The sequence below is a fragment of the Flavobacterium sp. CF136 genome, from assembly GCF_000282055.1.
Lineage (GTDB): Bacteria > Bacteroidota > Bacteroidia > Flavobacteriales > Flavobacteriaceae > Flavobacterium.
Genome location: NZ_AKJZ01000010.1, coordinates 180,695 through 200,701, shown reverse-complemented (window position 1 = coordinate 200,701; position 20,007 = coordinate 180,695). Strand labels below are relative to the sequence as shown.

Annotated in this window: 16 protein-coding genes and 1 riboswitch; of the genes, 1 reads left to right on the top strand and 15 read right to left on the bottom strand. The window is 34.7% G+C overall.

The features are described 5' to 3' along the window. Nucleotides 1-67: 67 nt before the first annotated feature. Complete coding sequence (locus PMI10_RS04505) at nucleotides 68-658, bottom strand: outer membrane beta-barrel protein (protein ID WP_035631344.1); 591 nt, start codon at nucleotides 656-658, stop codon at nucleotides 68-70. A 144-nt stretch (nucleotides 659-802) separates the two neighbouring features. On the opposite strand from PMI10_RS04505, the gene gldA reads away from it, so the two are divergent. Then, a complete protein-coding gene (gldA, locus tag PMI10_RS04500; RefSeq protein WP_007804982.1) occupies nucleotides 803-1,699 on the top strand; it encodes a gliding motility-associated ABC transporter ATP-binding subunit GldA in 897 nt (298 codons plus the stop codon). A 67-nt stretch (nucleotides 1,700-1,766) separates the two neighbouring features. Here gldA and PMI10_RS21540 read toward each other — a convergent pair whose 3' ends face one another. The 14 genes from PMI10_RS21540 to PMI10_RS04430 all read right to left on the bottom strand — a co-directional run bounded on the left by PMI10_RS21540 (nucleotide 1,767) and on the right by PMI10_RS04430 (nucleotide 19,985). Then, nucleotides 1,767-2,534 (bottom strand): hypothetical protein, encoded by a 768-nt coding sequence (locus PMI10_RS21540; RefSeq protein ID WP_157489708.1) that lies wholly within the window; start codon nucleotides 2,532-2,534, stop codon nucleotides 1,767-1,769. Between the two features lie 79 nt (nucleotides 2,535-2,613). Beyond that, nucleotides 2,614-3,741: a helix-turn-helix domain-containing protein gene (locus PMI10_RS04490; RefSeq protein ID WP_007804978.1), complete on the bottom strand. Its 1,128-nt coding sequence runs from the start codon at nucleotides 3,739-3,741 to the stop codon at nucleotides 2,614-2,616. A gap of 53 nt (nucleotides 3,742-3,794) precedes the next feature. Beyond that, a complete protein-coding gene (locus tag PMI10_RS04485) occupies nucleotides 3,795-5,204 on the bottom strand; it encodes a pyridoxal phosphate-dependent decarboxylase family protein (protein ID WP_007804977.1) in 1,410 nt (469 codons plus the stop codon). A gap of 77 nt (nucleotides 5,205-5,281) precedes the next feature. Next, nucleotides 5,282-8,353 carry a T9SS type B sorting domain-containing protein gene (locus tag PMI10_RS21535; protein ID WP_007804975.1) on the bottom strand — a complete coding sequence of 1,024 codons (3,072 nt, stop codon included), beginning with the start codon at nucleotides 8,351-8,353 and terminating at the stop codon, nucleotides 5,282-5,284. Nucleotides 8,354-8,536: 183 nt separating this feature from the next. Beyond that, nucleotides 8,537-9,760, bottom strand: a complete 1,224-nt coding sequence (locus PMI10_RS04475) for a dicarboxylate/amino acid:cation symporter (protein ID WP_007804973.1) — start codon at nucleotides 9,758-9,760, stop codon at nucleotides 8,537-8,539. 98 nt (nucleotides 9,761-9,858) lie between these two features. Then, nucleotides 9,859-10,512: a class I SAM-dependent methyltransferase gene (locus PMI10_RS04470; protein WP_007804972.1), complete on the bottom strand. Its 654-nt coding sequence runs from the start codon at nucleotides 10,510-10,512 to the stop codon at nucleotides 9,859-9,861. 261 nt (nucleotides 10,513-10,773) lie between these two features. Further along, nucleotides 10,774-11,730, bottom strand: coding sequence for a methylenetetrahydrofolate reductase [NAD(P)H] (gene metF, locus PMI10_RS04465; protein WP_007804970.1), 957 nt, complete (start codon nucleotides 11,728-11,730; stop codon nucleotides 10,774-10,776). A gap of 79 nt (nucleotides 11,731-11,809) precedes the next feature. Continuing rightward, the gene (metH, locus tag PMI10_RS04460) at nucleotides 11,810-14,485 is read right to left on the bottom strand and encodes a methionine synthase (protein WP_007804968.1); all 2,676 of its coding nucleotides are present in this window, start codon (nucleotides 14,483-14,485) and stop codon (nucleotides 11,810-11,812) included. A gap of 568 nt (nucleotides 14,486-15,053) precedes the next feature. Then, nucleotides 15,054-16,226: a leucine-rich repeat domain-containing protein gene (locus PMI10_RS04455; protein ID WP_007804967.1), complete on the bottom strand. Its 1,173-nt coding sequence runs from the start codon at nucleotides 16,224-16,226 to the stop codon at nucleotides 15,054-15,056. A gap of 97 nt (nucleotides 16,227-16,323) precedes the next feature. Next, the gene (locus PMI10_RS04450) at nucleotides 16,324-17,328 is read right to left on the bottom strand and encodes a homocysteine S-methyltransferase family protein (protein WP_035631342.1); all 1,005 of its coding nucleotides are present in this window, start codon (nucleotides 17,326-17,328) and stop codon (nucleotides 16,324-16,326) included. Between the two features lie 299 nt (nucleotides 17,329-17,627). Next, nucleotides 17,628-17,740: riboswitch (SAM riboswitch) on the bottom strand. A 137-nt stretch (nucleotides 17,741-17,877) separates the two neighbouring features. Continuing rightward, the gene (locus PMI10_RS04445; protein ID WP_007804963.1) at nucleotides 17,878-18,237 is read right to left on the bottom strand and encodes a TfoX/Sxy family protein; all 360 of its coding nucleotides are present in this window, start codon (nucleotides 18,235-18,237) and stop codon (nucleotides 17,878-17,880) included. A 60-nt stretch (nucleotides 18,238-18,297) separates the two neighbouring features. Next, the gene (locus PMI10_RS04440) at nucleotides 18,298-18,591 is read right to left on the bottom strand and encodes a type II toxin-antitoxin system RelE/ParE family toxin (RefSeq protein WP_007804960.1); all 294 of its coding nucleotides are present in this window, start codon (nucleotides 18,589-18,591) and stop codon (nucleotides 18,298-18,300) included. Beyond that, nucleotides 18,582-18,809 (bottom strand): hypothetical protein, encoded by a 228-nt coding sequence (locus tag PMI10_RS04435; RefSeq protein WP_007804958.1) that lies wholly within the window; start codon nucleotides 18,807-18,809, stop codon nucleotides 18,582-18,584. Before PMI10_RS04435 ends, PMI10_RS04440 begins: the two co-directional genes overlap by 10 nt. A 123-nt stretch (nucleotides 18,810-18,932) precedes the next feature. Continuing rightward, nucleotides 18,933-19,985 (bottom strand): NAD(P)/FAD-dependent oxidoreductase, encoded by a 1,053-nt coding sequence (locus PMI10_RS04430; RefSeq protein ID WP_007804956.1) that lies wholly within the window; start codon nucleotides 19,983-19,985, stop codon nucleotides 18,933-18,935. Nucleotides 19,986-20,007: the final 22 nt, after the last annotated feature.

The following is a 20,007-nucleotide window of genomic DNA, read 5'->3' as shown; positions in this document are numbered from 1 at the left end:
TTATTTCTCAAAATACAAAAAAGCACCCAAATATGAGTGCTTTTCCGAAATTGAAATATATTTCAGATTAGAAATTCTTTGAAATTCCTACAGAAAATGCTTGTCCAAAAGAGATATCAAATCTTTTTACATTGTCTCCGTTTCCGTTATTCCCATCATAATTTAAAGTGTTGTACCCTAAACCTCCAATGTTGAAGTTTAAACCAAAACCTTTATTAACATTGATAAAAATTGCCGGAGTTACACGAGCATAAAATCCGTCACCTTCATTAATATTTCTACCCACATTATTTGTGAAAGTATCTTTTTGATTTTGGAAACCAACTCCTAAATCAGCGTAAGCAGAAAAAGTTTGATTTAATGGCTTAGAGTATCTCAAAAAACCACCTAAAGAGAAGTTATTACTTTTATACTCATTATTAACATTTTCTTGTTTTGAGTTTGAAACTCCAGCTTCAATACCAGCTGTCCAGTTTTGGTGAAATTGGTAACCTACTTTTGGTGAAAAACCAAAATTATTATTTTTGGTTTCTGAACCAGAATTTGATACGTTTTCAGATTGGTAATTAAAACTTCCCATAACTAAAATTGAACCTTTTTTTTGAGCATTTGCAAAACTAAACATCGCTAATGCAGCGATAACAAGCATTTTTTTCATTTTATAATATTTTAAATTTAATACTCCCTTAGCAACAACGATGCCGTCATTACTCCTAATTTTATATTTAATTTAAGTTCTTTAAAAGATAAAATTTAGCAATCAACAGTATTTCTGTTTACTTTTGTAGCAAATAAAAAGTCTATGTCGATAGAAGTAAACAGCATATCAAAAAGTTACGGAGAGCAAAAAGCTTTAGATGCTATTTCGTTCTCTATTCAAAAAGGAGAAATCGTTGGATTTCTTGGTCCAAACGGAGCAGGAAAATCTACTTTAATGAAAATTTTGACCACTTATTTACTTGCCGATAGCGGCTCAGCCCTTGTAAATGGTCATGATGTCATGACAGATACAAAAGCAGTACAGCATTCTATTGGTTATTTACCAGAGCATAATCCGTTGTATCTGGATTTGTATGTTCGTGAGTATTTGGCTTTTAATGCCGATGTTTATCATGTTGCAAAATCAAGAATTGAAGAGGTAATTCAACTGACAGGACTGTCATCTGAAAGTCATAAAAAAATAGGACAATTATCTAAAGGATATCGTCAGCGTGTGGGACTTGCCAATGCTTTATTGCACAATCCGGATGTTTTGATTCTGGATGAGCCAACTACCGGACTGGATCCTAATCAATTAATGGAAATACGAAATGTGATTAAAAATGTCGGGAAAGATAAAACTGTTTTTTTATCGACTCACATTATGCAGGAAGTTGAAGCAATTTGCGACAGAGTAATTATTATTGACAAAGGGAAAATTGTTGCCGATAAAAAACTGGATAATTTAATATCTGCAGATAAGGAACAAGTCATCGAAGTTGAATTTGATTATAAAATTGAAGAACAAGTAATTGCTACAATTCCTCATTTAAAATCATTTAAGAATATCCATGATTGTTTATGGGAATTAACTTTTTTATCAGACAAAGACATGCGGCCTGCTGTTTTTGATTTTGCCCACGATAATGGATTGAAAACATTACAACTCAATCAGAAAAATAAAAATCTGGAAGCTGTTTTTAGAGAGATTACGAAGTAAATTTCAGTCGCAGTTTTCAATTTACAGATAAAGAAGCGAGCTTAATTATTTAAGCTCGCTTCTTTTTTTATTTCATTAAAGTCTTTAAATATATTGTAAATAATAATGACAATACAATTGCCGAAAGCCGAAGTATATTTTTTAGAATAGAACTTCTAAAGTTTGGTGAAGGCAAATTCGATTTTGTTTTCAGAAAAAAAGCTATAAGCCTGTCATAATCCAACAATATCAAAAATAAAACACCAATAGTTAACAGCACTGATTGCATTAAAGCACCGGCATTCATTTGATAAAAAATATTAATCAAAGTCAGATTAAGAAGTAAGGAAAACAAAATTATTGCACCAATTAGCAATGTCTTTCGAAACAATAACAAATATCCTCCCACGATTTGTATTACTGCAATTATGATTCCGAAAGCATGAGAATATCCAAAATAGAACCAGGTTAACCATTCTCCTGTTTGTTGATTCATTGGCATACTTGAAATCTCTGTTGGCACTATAAACTGAAGTCCATAAAATTTCTTCCAGCCAAAAGCAATAATATTAAAAGCGATGCAATATCGAATCCCGCCATATAGAAAACCATATGTTTTTGTTGAATTATTTTTTTGCTTACGTTCTGAATAATGCCATAAAAAAGGAAACAACAGACCACTTGACAAGGAAAATCCAACTAAAGAAAAAACTAACACTGGAGGCAACCACGAAATATTTCCTCCATTGCCAAGTAGTAATAATAAAGCGGAAAGCTCAAGCCCAAAAATTAAACATGCACTGATTTTTTTTCCAATTGAATTTGAAATCTCTGAATTTAATTGTTCTAACATCATATTTTTATTTGAATTAATATTCGACAAATTTGAATATTAATCAAACAATGAACGTTCCGATGTATGCATCCGAACGTAATTAAAATCCTTTTTCTTCAATAATTTTATGCCGTTTCACAAACTCGGTTGGAGAATAACCGGTGTGTTTTTTGAAAGTAGTATTAAAAGTGGTTTTGGAATTAAATCCGGATTCGTAAGCAATTCCCAGAATATTTAATTGATTATATTTTTCCGACAACAACAGATTCTTAGCTTCCTCAATTCGATATTTATTTATAAAATTATAGAAATTATCCCCATACAATTCATTAATCACAAATGAAGTTTCATTACAGCTTGAATTCAGGTGTTTTGCCAGTTTTGGCAAACTCAGATCGTTATCCAAATACAATTTTTCAGAATTCATGAGTAACTTTAATTTCTCATCTATCTCAATTAATCTGGTATCAGAAACTCTTTTCGGGCTTTCTTTTTTATATTCTTTAATAGCTGATAAATCATTTAATTCGCTTTTGCTGAAATCAAAAATTTCTTTTTGCTGCAAAGAAAAATAGGCCAGAAAAAAGATACTCAGCAAATATATGAAAGGTGTACATTCAATTAAATCAGTTAAATTAAAAAAGATAAGATTAAACCACGCTATCACAATAAATAACAAAACCAATAAAAAATATTTTAACCAGAAAAGATTAATTTCTTCAGTTGAAGATGAAAATTCACGGATGTTTTTCAAATGATTTTGCAATCTTCTAAATGATAAATACCAATAAATGATAGCCTGAAGCGGCAATGCTGTTTTCAGAATAAAAAACACAACCCTGCCTGTTTCATAACTAAATTCAATATTTTTCCCTGTAATAAAAAAAGGAAATCTGAAAATCAAAAAAATAAGAAAGGGTAAAAAATGCCATAAATTTTTCTTTTCAATTTTTTTGTGGAATGATGTAAAATATAAAATGCTGATATAAAGAAATGGAGCTGTCAGGAATCTTATCAATCCTATCATTTCAAACAAATTTGGATGTTTTAAATGATAGGATTGATAAAACAAAGGTATTTCAAGCATTGCCAATCCAAGTGTAATAACAAATAAGCCTAAGTATATGTTGGCAATTAAATTTACCTTTCGAGAATGGGCAAGAAGTAAAAACCCCAGCAAAAATGCAGCACCTGAAGTAATACCCATTATCATTGGAAAATTCATCATCTAAAAATATCGGTTTATGTTATTGCAGAACAAATGGGTCAATTTTATTTTTTTTATATATCCAATTCTAAAACGACAGTTTTCATTTCCTCTATCACAATTCTGATATCGTTTTCAGTTGTTCGCCAATTTACAAATGATGCCCTGATTCCTTTACGGTTTTGATACACTGTTGGTGTCATAAAAACTTTTCCTGTATCGTTCAGGTGAGTCAGAAACTGAGATACTTTTTCCTGATTGTGATCTCCTTTTAAAGTAAAGCAGACATTATTCAGACGAATTGGGGCAAGAAGTTCAAAATTGCCTGTTTCTGTAAGTTGTTCACCAAAACTCAAAGCCAGTACTACACTATTTTCTACAATATCCCGGAAACCATTTTTACCGTATGCCAATAAAGAAAACCAAACCGGTAAAGCTCTTAAACGTCTTGAATTTTCAGGCAAAACATTTAGATAATTGAAATTCTCCAATGGATTTCCTAAATAAGGTGCGTTTGAGTTTTGAAAAGTTTCAATTTGTAAAGCTGTGTGCTGTTCTTTTATCAAATAAAAAGCACTTTCGTAAGGTACATTCAACCATTTATGACAATCGATTGTAATACTATCAGCTCCTTCCCAGCCTTTTACAAAATGCTTATTTTTCTCCGAAACGGCTGCAAAACCACCAAAAGCTGCATCAATATGCCACCAAAAACTATATTTCTCTCTAAGTTTTGAAATGGCTTCAAAATCATCAAAATCAGCTGTATTGACGGTTCCTGCGCTTGAAATTAAAATAAAAGGTTTTCCGCTTAAACTTCTGATATTTTTTTCCAGATCATCTATATCAATTGCTTCACGGTTTCCTTCAATGGTTTTAATAACCGTATAATTTTGACTCCCAATCCCTAACATTGCTAATGTTTTTATTGAAGAAGAATGTGGTGTTGCTGCTAAGACAGGAATTGTTTCTGAAATTCCATTTTTGGCAAAATCCTTTCCAAGCTGACTTCCGAACCATTGTCTGGCAACTCCCAAACAGGTAAAATTTGACATGGTAGCACCCGTTACAAAGCCACCTAAAAATGTTTTTGGAAGTTCCAACAACTGCAATAACAAGTTAATAGTTTCAAATTCAATCAATGCCGAAACTCCGCCTTGTGCTTTTACTGCCTGTGTATTCTGATCGTAAACAGAAGCCAGCCAGTCTCCAACAATAGAAGCCGGAGTTGATCCTCCTGTTACAAATCCCCAATATCTAGGCCCCGGTGAAGCAACCATCAAGGGTGCCAGTCTTTCATTAAATTCGTTTAACACTTCTAAAGATCCTAAACCTAATTCGTTTAAATGACAGTTTGTGTCGATTGATTCTTTATTTGAAGTTGGAATATTTTCGAGATTATTCAAAAAACCTATTCCTTGTTGTTTTGCTTTTTCAAGTATATTTTCAATATCGTTTAAATCATGCTGAAGAACTGAATTCATATTTCTTAAATTAAAATGATTTTTCATCGAATTTAAGGAATTACAATTGTTTGGCTTACAAAACCCAAAAGAATATTTTATCTTTTCATTGCAAAATGCCCTTTATAAACTTTACCGTTTGCTCTGGTTACAACAAACCAATAATCTGTTGCGGGCAATTCATGACTATTAAAAGTTCCATCCCAGGCAGATGTCGCATTTAACTCTTTAATAAATTTTCCGTATCTGTCGAAAATTTTGGTGTTTATAGTAGGTTCGGTTTCTGAAAACGTTACTTTCCACGTATCATTATACCCATCTCCGTTTGGTGTAAAAAACTTGGGATAATTTAATAGAAAAACTTCCTGATGCACGGTTCCACATCCGTTTTTATCACGTACATAAATAACATAATCACCCGTTTCCAATCCCGAAAAAGTATTGCTGTCCTGATACGCGATTCCGTCTATTGAATACTCATAATTCCCTAAACTGCTGTCGGTTAGTTCTACAACAATTACATTCTCGGTGTCTGACCAATCCTGAGTATCTATTTTTAAAATAGTGGCACTATTAGATAATTTAACCTGAAAATTTTTGGTTGATGAACAAATCGTATTTCCATGATTTTGAGTTACTGTAACCGAGTAGGAACCTGCATCAGACACCATTATGGATTCTGAATTTGCTCCTGTAGACCACAAATAACTGTCAAAACCTGAACCTGCATTTATAGTAACATCTTCATTTTGACATAATGAAACGGTATCTGCAATAGAAATTACGGGTTCACCAACTAACGTCAGACTCAACTGAATTACCTGGTAACATTTATCATTAGATTCAATTCTAACATAAATTATCGTTGTTCCCTGAGACAAATTATAACTGGCCGCCGTAGAAATTTGTTCGGATGTGGTTTGATTTTCTGCTCCCGCCAATGTTGTAAAATAAGTAAAAACACAACTGCCACAGGTCGTTATTTTAGAATTATAACTTGTTAAATCGATTACTTCTGCACCATCGTTCGATGCATCACAAATAATGTCAGAAACATCATTTACGGCTAAACTTGGTGATACTACAGAAACCAGAACCGGGAACCGGGAAACACTTTCACAACCGTTTAGGGTTTGCGAAGCATAATAAGTCACTCCGTTTGCAAGAGCTGTTGTAGTTGGCAAAACGTTTCCGTTTGTTGCATTATCATACCAAATAACATTGGTTCCCGTAATTGTTAAACTGGCAATAGTTGCCTTTTGCGTCGTACAAAAATCCTGTTGAGAAGTCCCGGTCGGAGCAGCCGTATTTTGAATGGTTATCGTTACGGGGATTCTTAAACTTTCGCAAATAGTAACTGTCTGAGAAGCATAATACGTTTGACTTTGTAAAATAGCTGAACCTGTTAAAAGATTTCCGTTTACAGCAGCATCGTACCATTTAATGTTTGTTCCGGTTATGGCAATGTTATTGAGAGTTGCATTTTGCTGAACACAAAAAGTCTGGGGAGTTATTGCTGTAGGAAGCGGTTCTGTATTGATGTATGCCTTTATTTCGACCTCATTTGCAACAAGAGAAACACAGCCTAATGTGTTTTTTATAAGTATTTGATAGGTAGCCGGAGTTAAATTATTTTTCGAATTTGAGGTTATCCAGGATAGCCCATTATCAAAACTATAAGATGCTGCATTGTCTGAGACTGTTATCGTTCCTGTCGCTATTAAGCAATCCGGCTGCGTAACCGAAACCGTTGGCGTTGGCGGATAACCGGGTGGAACCTCTATGGTTACAGAAACCGCTGTCGTTTCACAATTCGAACTGTTTCGTGTTTTAATCAGATAATCTCCTGCAATGAGTCCCGATTTAGAATTACTGGTTGACCAGGAAACCCCATTATCAAAACTATATTCATAATCTAAGCTTGTAATCATAATAGTTCCATAAGGGTTTGTACATATTACTGGCTGGATAACCGAAAATGCTGGTGTAGCATTAGATGTAGCCACACTATTAATATGTGCTGTTATCGGATTAGAAGCACAACCCGTGTTCAATTTTGCAGTAACGTTGTAATCTCCGCCTGCCAAACCCGAAAAAATACCTGATACCTGATAATTGGTTCCATCAATACTATATGTCGTATTAGCGGAGACAGTAATATTTATAGTTCCGGTTGGCACATCGCATGTAGGCTGCACTGTCGTGAAAGTTGGAGCAACGGTACTTTCATTTACTTTAAAACTTATATTATTTGATACAACCCTACAAGAAGCCGAAGAAATATTAGTGCTTTGTGCCACCGCCATGCGATATAAATAGGTGCCAACTGTTGAACTTGGAAGAAAAGTATACGTAATTGCATTTGCTCCCGGAATATCAGACCAGGTTGTTCCGTTATCTGAACTTAACTGCCATTGATATGCCGGATTTGAATATCCGGAAGAAACTGTTCCTGTCAGTGTATAACTTTTAGTATCGTTCTGACAAATTTCTAAATTAGTATTGGTATCATTTTGAATAGTTGAAGTAACCGTTGGACCACAAGCCCTGAAAGTGATATCGTCTAAAGCAATATCATTACCGGGAGCTGCACCAGCTTTGTTATTCCGCATCCTGATCACAACAGTCGAAACACCTGTTGGAGTTGTAAAAAACAAACCATATTGTTTCCAGACTGCACTTGAATTTAAGGCAATGTCACCCGTATTGTAGGTTCCTAAAATGGTTCCGGTTGTTGATTCGATGGTAAACGTAATATTGGGTGGGCTGGTATCATTTGACCTTAACAAATTCATAATCCAGGCAGCAAACTCATAAGTCGTTTCCGGGCAAAGTCCTGTGACCGTATTTTTATAAAAATAATCGGTGGTAGAAAGACTGGCGTTCACTACCATCATATAACCTCCGCCTGTATGATCAGTGGTTGTCCACCAGACATTTGCTGAATTTGTTCTGCTTTCAACTGTATAAGAACCATCCCCAGGAAAATCTGCTGTGGTCCAGTTATAACTTGTAATACCTGTTCCTAAAGCACTTCCGTGTGTAGCAGTACCCGAACCAAAATCAATTTTTACCACAGGATCTCCCAAACTGCCGGTACATAACTGAGCCTGTAATTTTGATACAAAAAAAAGTATACTTACTACTAAATAAAAGATGATACGATTCAAAATAAGGTCATTTTATTTCAGTAAAACTACTTGATAATAAAATCAATTGTTAAACTTTTAGACCAATTCATATAAATCATCGATGAATCTTAAACTCCTGTCTATTACTGCTTTATTCTTTGTTTAAATTATTAATAAAGACTCCGAAAGAACTGACATAACTTACTGATAATTATTGTTTTTTTACCATTTTGTCTTCTCGGAAAACCGTGAAATCATCATTGAACAAATTAAATCTCCATTGACATTTAATAAAGTAGCTATTGGGTCAACAAGAGTTCCCAAAATCATGGCCACTGGTAAAGCCTGCTCCATTGGGAAACCGTAAACGGTAATGGCCAGCACTTCTCCAATATAACCTCCATTTGGAATTCCGCCTTCGACAATAGAAACAATTACAGTAATTCCTAATGCTAAAAGTATTGTTGAAGGTTCTGTAAAATCTTTTCCAAACATGGCAAAAAGAACCGTTATTTTTAAAATTGATGACATACTTGAGCCATCTTTATGTAATGGCGCTCCAAGCGGGATAACCAGATTTTTGACATGATTTGGAATATTCATTTTTTCTGCCGCTTCGAGATTTGCCGGAATTGTCGCAATGCTGCTGCAGGTTCCTACCGCTGTTAAAGCTGGTGTAATATTGTGGCTCCAGAACACTCCAAAAGCTCTTTTCCCTCCGGCAATGAAAGCATACAAACTAAAAAACACAAAGAAATAAAAAATACAGGCTCCATAATAAATTCCCAAAGGTTTGGCATAAACACCAAATAATTGTGGCCCGAAAACGCCAACCTGATAGGCAAAATATGCTCCTAAACCAATTGGTGCCATTTTCATAATTATGGTCAAAAGCTGTTTCATAACTTCGTTACCCGAATCCAGAAAACTTCTAAAACTGCTTCCCTTTTCTCCGGATTGTAAACTGGCAAAACCTATTAAAAAAGAAAAAATAATAAGTGCCAGCATACTTTTTCGGGATAATAATTCGAAGAAATCATTAACCGTAAGCAATTGTGCGATTTGATCTCCGATACTCCCGGATTGAATATTTTCGATTGGAATTTTAGAAATTATAATATCCTGATGAATTGGAAAAATATAAACTGCCAAAATCATTACAATAGCTGATATTAGAACTGTTGCCAAAAAAACAACAATCATAATAATGAAAAGCTTTCCTAATTTTTCTGTTCTTTCTAAATTAGCAATGGAAGAAGCAATTGTGAAGAAAATAAGCGGAATGATTGCAGTAAAAAGTAAGTTCAGAAATATATCTCCAAGTGGTTTTATAATTTCAACATCTTTACCAAAAAACAATCCTAAAATACTGCCAAGCGTGATTCCGCCCAAAAGCAAAAGAATACTACTGTAACTTTTGAGAAAATTGATTTTTTTAATCTCCATAATTTTAAAAAGCATTTAGGATTCGTAAACAAAACATCGATAAAAATCAATTAAATTACTCAAAAAAAGAGTTCAAAAACCAAAATTCTAACTTTTTGTTACTTTTCTAAAACTAAAGTGGTAAAAGTTCTGTCAATCAATTCTCCTGTTTTGCTTTTTATTTTCTCCTTTAATGTCTCTGAATATTTTATCTTAAAAAGTGTTTTTTCAATTAATCTCTCTGCTTTTTCGGTAGTATAGAGTTCAAATTCATATTTTGTAAAAGGAAGCTGTTTCATAAAACTTTCCTGTGCAAATGTTATGCACAAGATTCCTTTTTTATTAAGCACCCTGTAGATTTCCAAAATCATTTTTTCCGGATTTTGCCAAAAATATATTGTGTTTACTGTAAAAACTTTATCAAAAAAACAGTCTTGGAACGGAATTTCATTTCCGTCGTAAAGCGAGAAATGAGCCTTTTTTTTAACTACAAAATGGTGATTCGTTTGTTGTGCTTCCTGAAACATAAGTTCAGACATTTCGAGACCGTAATAATTTAAGTTAGTTCCTTTTTTGAGAAGGTATTCTAAATGCCCTGCGTTTCCATGACCAAGTTCCAGTATCTTGTTTCCTTCAGTAATATTGAGATTTTGAATAGCATTTCGGGTCATATTGATGTTAGTCTCATGCATCATATTTGCCATTTCTATTCCTTTTTCTCCGGATGGGTGTTTTAGCTGAGAGGCAATTGCCTGTAACTCTTCTTTTTCCATAATGTTTAAATTTATCACAAATTGAAATTAGAATTCCTAATGCCCTAGCCCGGATGGAAGCGGCATCCTTTTGTGGCGGGGTTCGCCATAAAAGATATAGTGGACAGCTGGAAATAGCTGCTTAAAATTAACGAAAACTCACATTATTCGCAAAGTTTTGTCATTTCAACGAAAGGAGAAATCACATCCAATACTCACCAATAGTGCGTTCTCAGCTTGTGTGATTTCTCCTTTCGTTGAAATGACAAAAATATAAACCTTTTAAAAAATCTGGCTCGCTATTTGGCGGATATTTTCAGATTTTCCCATTGAATAATAATGCAAAAACGGTACTCCGGCAGCTTTAAGTTCAAGTGATTGCTGAATTGCCCACTCAATTCCAACTTGTCTGATTTCTGCATTGTTCTTGCATTTATCAACTGCGTGAATCAAATCTTCAGGTAAATCGATACGGAAAATCTGCGGTAAAATCTGCATGTGTTTTTGAACTGCAATTGGCTTAATTCCCGGAATAATTGGTACCGTAATACCCATTTCTCTAGCTTTGGCAACGAATTCAAAATATTTTGTATTATCAAAAAACATTTGCGTAACGACATAATCTGCGCCGGCATCTACCTTTTCTTTTAATCTTCTTAAGTCAGATTGTAACGATGGTGATTCTAAATGTTTTTCCGGGTAACCGGCAACACCAATACAAAAATCGGCTTTATTGTCAACATCCATTACTTCGTGTAAATATTTCCCACAATTTAATTGATTGATTTGCTTTACCAAATCGATGGCAAAATTATTTCCCCCAACTTTAGGCACGAAAGATTGTTCATCTTTCATGGCGTCACCGCGAAGTGCCATTACGTTGTTGATTCCCAGATAGTGACAATCTACCAGCATGTACTCTGTTTCTTCCTGTGTAAAACCTCCACAAAGCAGGTGTGGCACAGTGTCAACATTATATTTGTGTTTTATGGAAGCACAAATTCCAAGCGTTCCCGGACGCATACGAGTTAGTTTTTTGTCTAATAGCCCATTGCCTTTATCAATATAAATGTATTCTTCGCGTGAAGTCGTTACATCAATAAATGGCGGTTTAAATTCCATTAACGGATCGATATTGTCGTATAATTCCTGAATACTTTTCCCTTTTTGAGGCGGAATAATTTCAAATGAGAATAATGTTTTTCCTTTGGCGTTTTCTATATGTTCTGTTACTTTCATTTTTATTTTTGTTTCAAGTTTTTTAAGTTTCAGATTTCAAGTTCTGTGCGAACCTGAAACCTGAAACTTGAAACTTTTTTTAGTCTGCTATATTAGGATTCAACCATTTCATGGCATAATCGGTTGGTACATTTCTACGTTTGGCATAATCTACCACCTGGTCTTCTTTTATTTTTCCCAGTCCGAAATATTTACTTTCCGGATTTCCGAAATAGTATCCCGAAACAGATGAAGCCGGCCACATTGCCATACTTTCCGTCAGGGTAACTCCGATTTCTTTTTCTACATTTAAAAGCTTCCAGATTGTTGGTTTTTCCAAATGGTCAGGACAAGCCGGATAACCCGGGGCCGGACGAATTCCTTTGTAATCTTCAGAAATCATTTCTTCGGTGCTTAGGTTTTCATCTGATGAATAACCCCAGATTTCCTTACGCACTTTTTCGTGTAAATATTCGGCGAAAGCCTCAGCAAAACGATCTGCTAATGCTTTAACCATAATCGAATTGTAATCGTCAAGATCTTTCTCAAATTCAGCAGCCCATTCATCAACACCAAAACCTGTTGTTACGCAAAATGCACCCATATAATCGATTTTACCGCTTTCTTTTGGTGCGATAAAATCAGCTAATGCGATATTTGGTGCTCCTTTTGTCTTTTGTGATTGTTGGCGAAGCGTTAGAAATATCTGCAAAGGTTTTCCATTTTCATCCGTCAATTCAATATCGTCATCGTTGATTTGATTCGCAGGGAAAATACCGTAAATTCCTTTTGCTTGTAATTTCTTTTCTGCCAAAATTACTTTCAACATCTCCTGAGCATCTGCAAAAACAGAAGTTGCCTGTTCCCCAACAACCTCATCGGTTAAGATTGCCGGATATTTTCCGAACAATTCCCAAGTTCTGAAAAACGGTGTCCAGTCGATATACGGAACCAAAACATCCAAATCAACTTCGATAACCTGTTCTCCAATTATATTTGGTTTCACCGGAGTAAAATTCTCCCAATCCAATTGCAGCTTATTTTTACGTGCCTGCTCAATCGTCAGGAAGTTTTTATCTCGCGAACGATTTAAAAACGTTTCCCTAAACGCATCGTATTCTGCACGAATATCGCTTGCATATATTTTTCGGTTATGATCTAATAAATTTCCTGCAACGGTAACGGCGCGCGAAGCATCGTTTACGTGAATTACAGTTTCTCTGTATTGTGGAGCGATTTTCACGGCAGTATGTGCACGCGAAGTAGTGGCTCCACCAATCATAATCGGAATTTTAATTCCTTGTTTGTCTAATTCTTTAGCCAGATACACCATTTCGTCAAGCGAAGGTGTGATCAATCCGCTTAAACCGATGATGTCAACATTATGTTCAATGGCTGCCGCAATAATTTTTTCCGGAGGCACCATTACACCAAGATCTACAATCTCGTAATTGTTACAGGCTAAAACCACCGAAACGATGTTTTTACCAATATCGTGTACGTCACCTTTTACAGTTGCCATCAATATTTTTCCGTTTCCTTGTTTGTCTCCGGCTTGTTTACTTGCTTCAATAAAAGGTAACAAATACGCAACCGCTTTTTTCATTACACGTGCCGATTTTACAACCTGAGGCAGGAACATTTTTCCGCTTCCGAATAAATCTCCAACTACGTTCATTCCCGTCATCAAATTGATTTCGATAACTTCAATTGGTTTTGTCGCTGCTAAACGTGCTTCTTCAACATCTATTTCTATAAAAGCATCAACCCCTTTTACCAATGAATGTGTAATACGTTCCTGAACGGTTCCTAAACGCCATTCCTGGATTGCTTTTTCATCTGATTTTACTTCGCCTTTTACGTTTTCAGCAAAATCTAGAAGTCGTTCTGTCGCATCGTCTCGTCTGTTAAGAATTACGTCTTCAACATGTTCTAATAAATCTTTTGGAATATCATCATAAATCGAAAGCATTTCCGGATTCACGATTCCCATTGTCATTCCGTTCTGGATAGCGTGGTATAAAAACACCGAGTGCATCGCTTCACGAACATGATCGTTGCCTCTAAAAGAAAACGAAACGTTACTCACTCCTCCGCTGATATGTGCATGAGGCAGGTTTTCGCGAACCCATTTAGTCCCCCTAAAAAAGTCCAAAGCATTTAAGCGATGTTCTTCCATTCCGGTTGCAACGGGGAAAATATTCAAATCGAAAATAATATCCTGTGGAGGAAAACCAACTTTATTAACCAAAATATCATACGAACGCTGACAGATTTCCACTCTTCGGTCAAAATTATCAGCCTGACCTACTTCGTCAAAAGCCATGATAATTGCTGCAGCTCCGTAACGTTTAATTAATTTGGCGTGATGAATAAAGGCTTCCTCACCTTCTTTCAACGAAATTGAGTTTACAACGCTTTTTCCTTGTACTACTTTAAGCCCCGCTTCGATGATTTCCCATTTCGAGCTGTCGATCATAATCGGCACTCTCGAAATATCCGGTTCTGATGCAATTAAGTTCAAAAACTTAGTCATTGCCTGAACACCATCAAGCATTCCTTCATCCATATTAATATCGATGATCTGCGCTCCACCTTCAACTTGTTGTCTTGCAATATCAAGCGCCTCGTCATATTTCTCTTCCTTGATTAAACGCAGGAATTTTCTAGAACCTGTTACATTCGTACGCTCGCCAATGTTTACAAAAACACTTTCGGGCGTAATAATTAACGGTTCTAATCCTGCTAATACAAGGTCTCTTCTTTTTTCTGCCATTTCTTTTTTCAATTTTCAACGGAATAAATTCCGTTGCTACAATATGTTTTGTTCCTCTGGAACTTTTATTTCAACGTTTTGCTTGTCTTTGCGAGGAACGAAGCAATCTCATTCTAATATTTCAAATCCTAAAAGTTTTTCAAGATTTCCTTTGGGCGTGTCCCAAGGGCCGGGCTATCCGCTATTAGTCCTCGCTCTTCCTTCGTCAGGCTGTGGGCTAGCCGCTTCTATCCCTCACGCGGCACTCGGTTTCATAAGATATTTTATGTTTCCGAGATTTCAATTTTATTTTTGACGAAATAAATTCTTTAAATTATATGTGTCGTTCCTACGGAACTCTTGCCGTGAATCATTTCCATCATCAACGGAATAAATTCCGTTGCTATAAAATATCTCGTCCCTACGGAACTTTCTTTTTTTGCTGGTGCGAGCGTCACGCTCGTGCACATTCCAATTGTAAATTTTAAAATCTTATAATAATCTTTCTTTGCGGGCACGAGCTAGAAGCTCGCGTTAGCAGGGGGCAACCACAAAACCAAAATGGTAATATTAACTAACTTCTCTAATGTTAAAAGCAATTAGTGCTAACAATACAGTTATATCCCCAAAAATTAACTTGACTTTGAACTTCTGCTAATTCCGAAACATCACAACAAATAGAGGTAAGCTTAGGGTTGTTTCCAAAATAGTAATTATTCAAATTACTTGCGTTTTTTAACACCATCGTTTGTAAATTACTCATATTATATACTGTTAAATATTCCAGAATCGGACAATAACGAATATCTAAACTAGTTAAAAGGTTATTCGATATATCTAAATTTTGTAATGCTGTCAAACCATTTAAATCGATTGTAACTAATTTATTACTATAGCATCTTAAAGCATTTAACTTACCACAATTACTTAATTTTAAATCCGTTAAAAGGTTGTTATCACAAGATATATCCATTAAATTAATGCAATTTGAAGTATTCAAAGAGGTCATATTATTATTTGAACAATTCAATGTGGTTAAATTCTGTAGATCTTTAACATCTAGAGAAGTCAATAAATTATTATCTATATATAATTGATTCAAATTCTTTAAATGACTTACTGATATACTAGTCAATTTGTTATAATAGCCTCGTATAGCAGTAATGTTTTTTGAATTACTGATATTCAAAGTGCTAATTTTATTATTTTCAAAAAACAAAGATTCTAATAAAGGTGAAGAACTTAAATCAAGTATTGTTAATTGATTTTGATAGCACCAAAGTATTTTTAGTTTGCTTAAACCTTTTATATTCAAATTCGTAAGATTATTATTATCACAGTATATGGAGTGTAGTTGTTTAAAACTCGAAAGATCTAATGTGCTAATTTTATTTCCTCTACAAGAAATACTTCTAAGATTACGAAAGGAAAGTAAGCCATCCAATGAAGAGATATTTGAGTTATCAACAATTAACTCTGTAATGTTTTCGGCTTCACAAACTTGAATAATTCCATCTCCATTAGTATCAATTTTAGTCACAAAACCTTCCAAATTTACAGCGACAACATTATTAAGTGAAGCTGTTGAAGATAATAATTTAGCGTTAAAATTGGCATCTGGAATATTTACATTCTGTGTGCAATTCTTATCAGTTTTAATGATAGCAAAACCATTATCAGAACTATCATCAGAATTAGAACAACTCAAAAAAAGCAAACTTAAACAAGTTAAAAATCCAATAAAAACAACTTTAATATGCATAATATTTTTTATTTTTTTTACACCATTTAATACACAGGAAATCAAACTACCTTATCACTCGAAAGCACTTATTTAATACAGTTACAAATCCTTTAATTTATATCACTGCACTCGGAACTCTAGGCTTATAATCCTTCGCAACTTCAGCAATTAATCGAATATGATCCGGCGTTGTTCCACAACAACCACCTATTATATTGATTAAATTATCATCTAAATATTCTTTGATGAATGCCTGAGTCTGCTCCGGTGTTTCATCGTATTGTCCGAATGCGTTTGGCAAACCTGCATTGGGGTGTGCCGAAACATTAAAACTTGTATGTTGTGCTAATGTTTTTAAATACGGTTTCAGCAAATCGGCTCCTAAAGCGCAATTGAATCCTACACTTAATAACGGAATATGTGATACTGAAATCAAAAACGCTTCAACCGTTTGTCCAGAAAGCGTTCTTCCTGAAGCATCGGTAATTGTTCCTGAAACCATAATTGGAATATCCAGATTACGTTCGTCTTTTACTTCTTCAATGGCAAAAAGTGCCGCTTTCGCATTTAAAGTATCAAAAATAGTTTCTACCAAAAGCAAATCGCAACCTCCGTCCATTAAAGCTTCAACTTGTTGTTTGTACGCAATTCTTAAATCATCAAAAGTTACGGCTCTGTAACCCGGATCATTTACGTCCGGCGACATACTTGCAGTTCTGTTTGTCGGTCCGATGGAACCGGCTACAAAACGTGGTTTGTCCGGATTTTTGGCTGTAAACTCATCGGCTACTTCACGGGCAATTTTAGCCGATTCGTAGTTTAATTCGTAAACCAGATCCTCCAGGAAATAATCGGCCATACCGATTGTGGTTCCTGAAAAGGTGTTGGTTTCTACAATGTCTGCACCGGCTTCATAATAAGCGGCATGCACATCGCGGATTGCTTTTGGCTGTGTTAACGATAGTAAATCGTTGTTTCCTTTTAACGGATGCGGAAAATCTTTGAAACGCTCTCCGCGAAAATCTTCTTCAGAGAAATTGTAGCGCTGCAGCATGGTTCCCATTGCTCCATCAAGGATTAGGATATTTTTTTTGATTGCTTCCTGAATTGTTATTGACATATTTTTCCTTTCTCGCAAAGACGCTAAAGGCGCCAAGCTTTATTTAATTATTATGTATTATCCTGAAGATAATTACATTTTTTTACATTAATTCCAAAATTCACTATTGATGGCTAACTAGCCCCGATTGAAGTGGAAATCCTTTTGCTTTTTCTTTAAAAAGCAAAAGATTGCAACAAAAAGCGGGAACCCATGACTGCAAAAAATGCGTCAATGATTCGCTCATGATACTGAAATTAATTCAGTAAAATTATATTGTAATGTTGTCAGGAAAAGTTTGAGAAATACTTTGTGTATTTGTGTTATCTATCTTAAATACTGTGTTGGTATTAAGTAGAATGTAGCACCTTCTTTATAGTAAAGGGTTGCTAAGGTTTCATTGGGTCTTTCCCTCCGCCTTTCGTGATAACTGACAATAAAAATAGGAACGGCGCAAAGTTATGAAATAGCCTTACCACTTGCAAGTGTTTTTTTAAGTTTCTGAGGTTATAAGTCACTAAGATTCTAACTTTATTTTTTATTATTGTAGTGATTAGTGATTCTAATGAATTATTTTTTCTTACTTGCTTTTGCTATCGGATTAAAATCTAAACAAAGCTGTAGCCAAAACTCTAAATCCTTATTTCTTTGCCAGCCATTTTCGGTGACAAAAATATAGTTTTTGATTGGTCTTTCGGAACTTGACATTGGTATCACATCGTCTCTTTCTAATGAATTCAGATATGCATTATCGCCAATTCTGCAAAGCAAAAGATTTTCTCCAATTTGTTTGTCAAGCCGGGTTCCGCAGCACATTTTGTTGTCTACCATAAAAACGAGACCTCCAAACATTTTTTTTTCGAAAAAATCAGCTTCTTTATGTTGGAGAAAAGTCCTAATTCTTTGTGCATTATCTTCGTCAAAAGCCATTTTTTTTAGATTCTAAGGTTCTGAATTTCTAAGATTTTAAGACCGGATTATTTAGTAATTTTAATATTTTGGCTTTTGCTTCGTACCTCTAAAATTAATAATTTCGATAATTTCAGATGGTTTATTTATTCTGTAAACCAAATAATTGTTTTTATCAACAATTGCTTTATGCAGATTTTGTATTCTTTTTGATTTTGGAAATTGTTCAGGATTAAGGCTTATTTGATTTATTACTTGTTGAATTTTAGTTTCCAGATTTAGAATTTCCTTGGTTATCCATTTTGCTTCCAAATAATCAACAACTTCATCAAAACCTTTTATCGCCTGTGATGTCCATTCAAACTTTAATGCCATTTTGAAAATCTTTTCATAACATCTTCATGGCTTGTTAATTCACCTTTATCAGCCTGCTCAAGTCCAATTTGAATTTCAGCTTGTTCTGAAGTTGATAATTCATCAAACCAATCATTTTGATTAGCTTTCAAAACCAATTCCAGTTTCTCTAAAATGCTCACATCTTCAACTTTAACCAACTCCTGAATAAATTGATATTTTCTAGTTTCTAAATTCATGATAATCAAAATTTATATAACACAAAGATACGAATAAAAAAAGCTCAAACTATATTACAAGTTTGAGCTTTACTATTTAAAAATCTAAGATACTCAGAATCTTAGAAACTTAGCATCTTTAAATTATACAATTGCCTTAACAACCGCTTTCGGAGCTTCTTTACGAGTTCCGTCAAAACCGTCAACACCTGAAACGGTGGTATATTTTAAAACGTATTTTTTACCAGGATTGATGATTTGGTAGGCCGCCTGGCACATCAAAGTCGCTTCGTGGAATCCGCAAAGGATTAATTTTAATTTCCCCGGGTATGTATTAACGTCTCCGATAGCGAAGATTCCCGGAATATTGGTTTGGTAGTCCAATGCGTTGTTTACTTTAATTGCGTTTTTCTCAATATCAAGTCCCCAGTCTGCGATTGGTCCTAATTTTGGAGTTAATCCGAAAAGTGGAATAAAGAAATCTGTTTCGATTTTACGGTGTGCTCCGTTTTCTTCGATATCCAAAGATTCTACGTGCTCTGCTCCGTTGATTCCTATAACTTCTGCCGGTGTGATTAATTTAATTTTTCCTGCAGTTTTTAATTCCTGTACTTTTTCTACAGAATCCAATGCTCCTCTAAATTCGTTTCTTCGGTGAATCAAAGTTACCTCTGAGGCCACATTAGAAAGGAAAATACTCCAGTCTAAAGCTGAATCTCCTCCTCCTGCAATTACAACTCTTTTATCCCTGAATTTTTCAGGATTTTTGATAAAGTATTTTACTCCTTTATCTTCATAAAACTCGATATCTTCTATAAGTGGTTTACGAGGCTCAAAACTTCCTAATCCCCCTGCGATAGCAATAACCGGCGCATGAAATCTGGTTCCTTTATTTGAAGTAACAATAAAGCTTCCGTCTTCTTGTTTTTCGATGGTTTCAGCACGCTCTCCTAATGTATAACCCGGCTCAAATTGTTTAATTTGTTCCTGTAAGTTATCAATTAAATCTCCTGCTAAAACTTCCGGAAAACCAGGAATGTCATAAATAGGTTTCTTTGGATACAATTCTGAAAGTTGTCCTCCTGCTTGTGGTAAAGCATCTAAAATATGGCATTTTAATTTTAATAATCCTGCCTCGAATACGGCAAATAAACCTGTTGGTCCTGCTCCAATTATAAGTATATCTGTTTTAATCATTATGTTGTTGTTTATAATCATT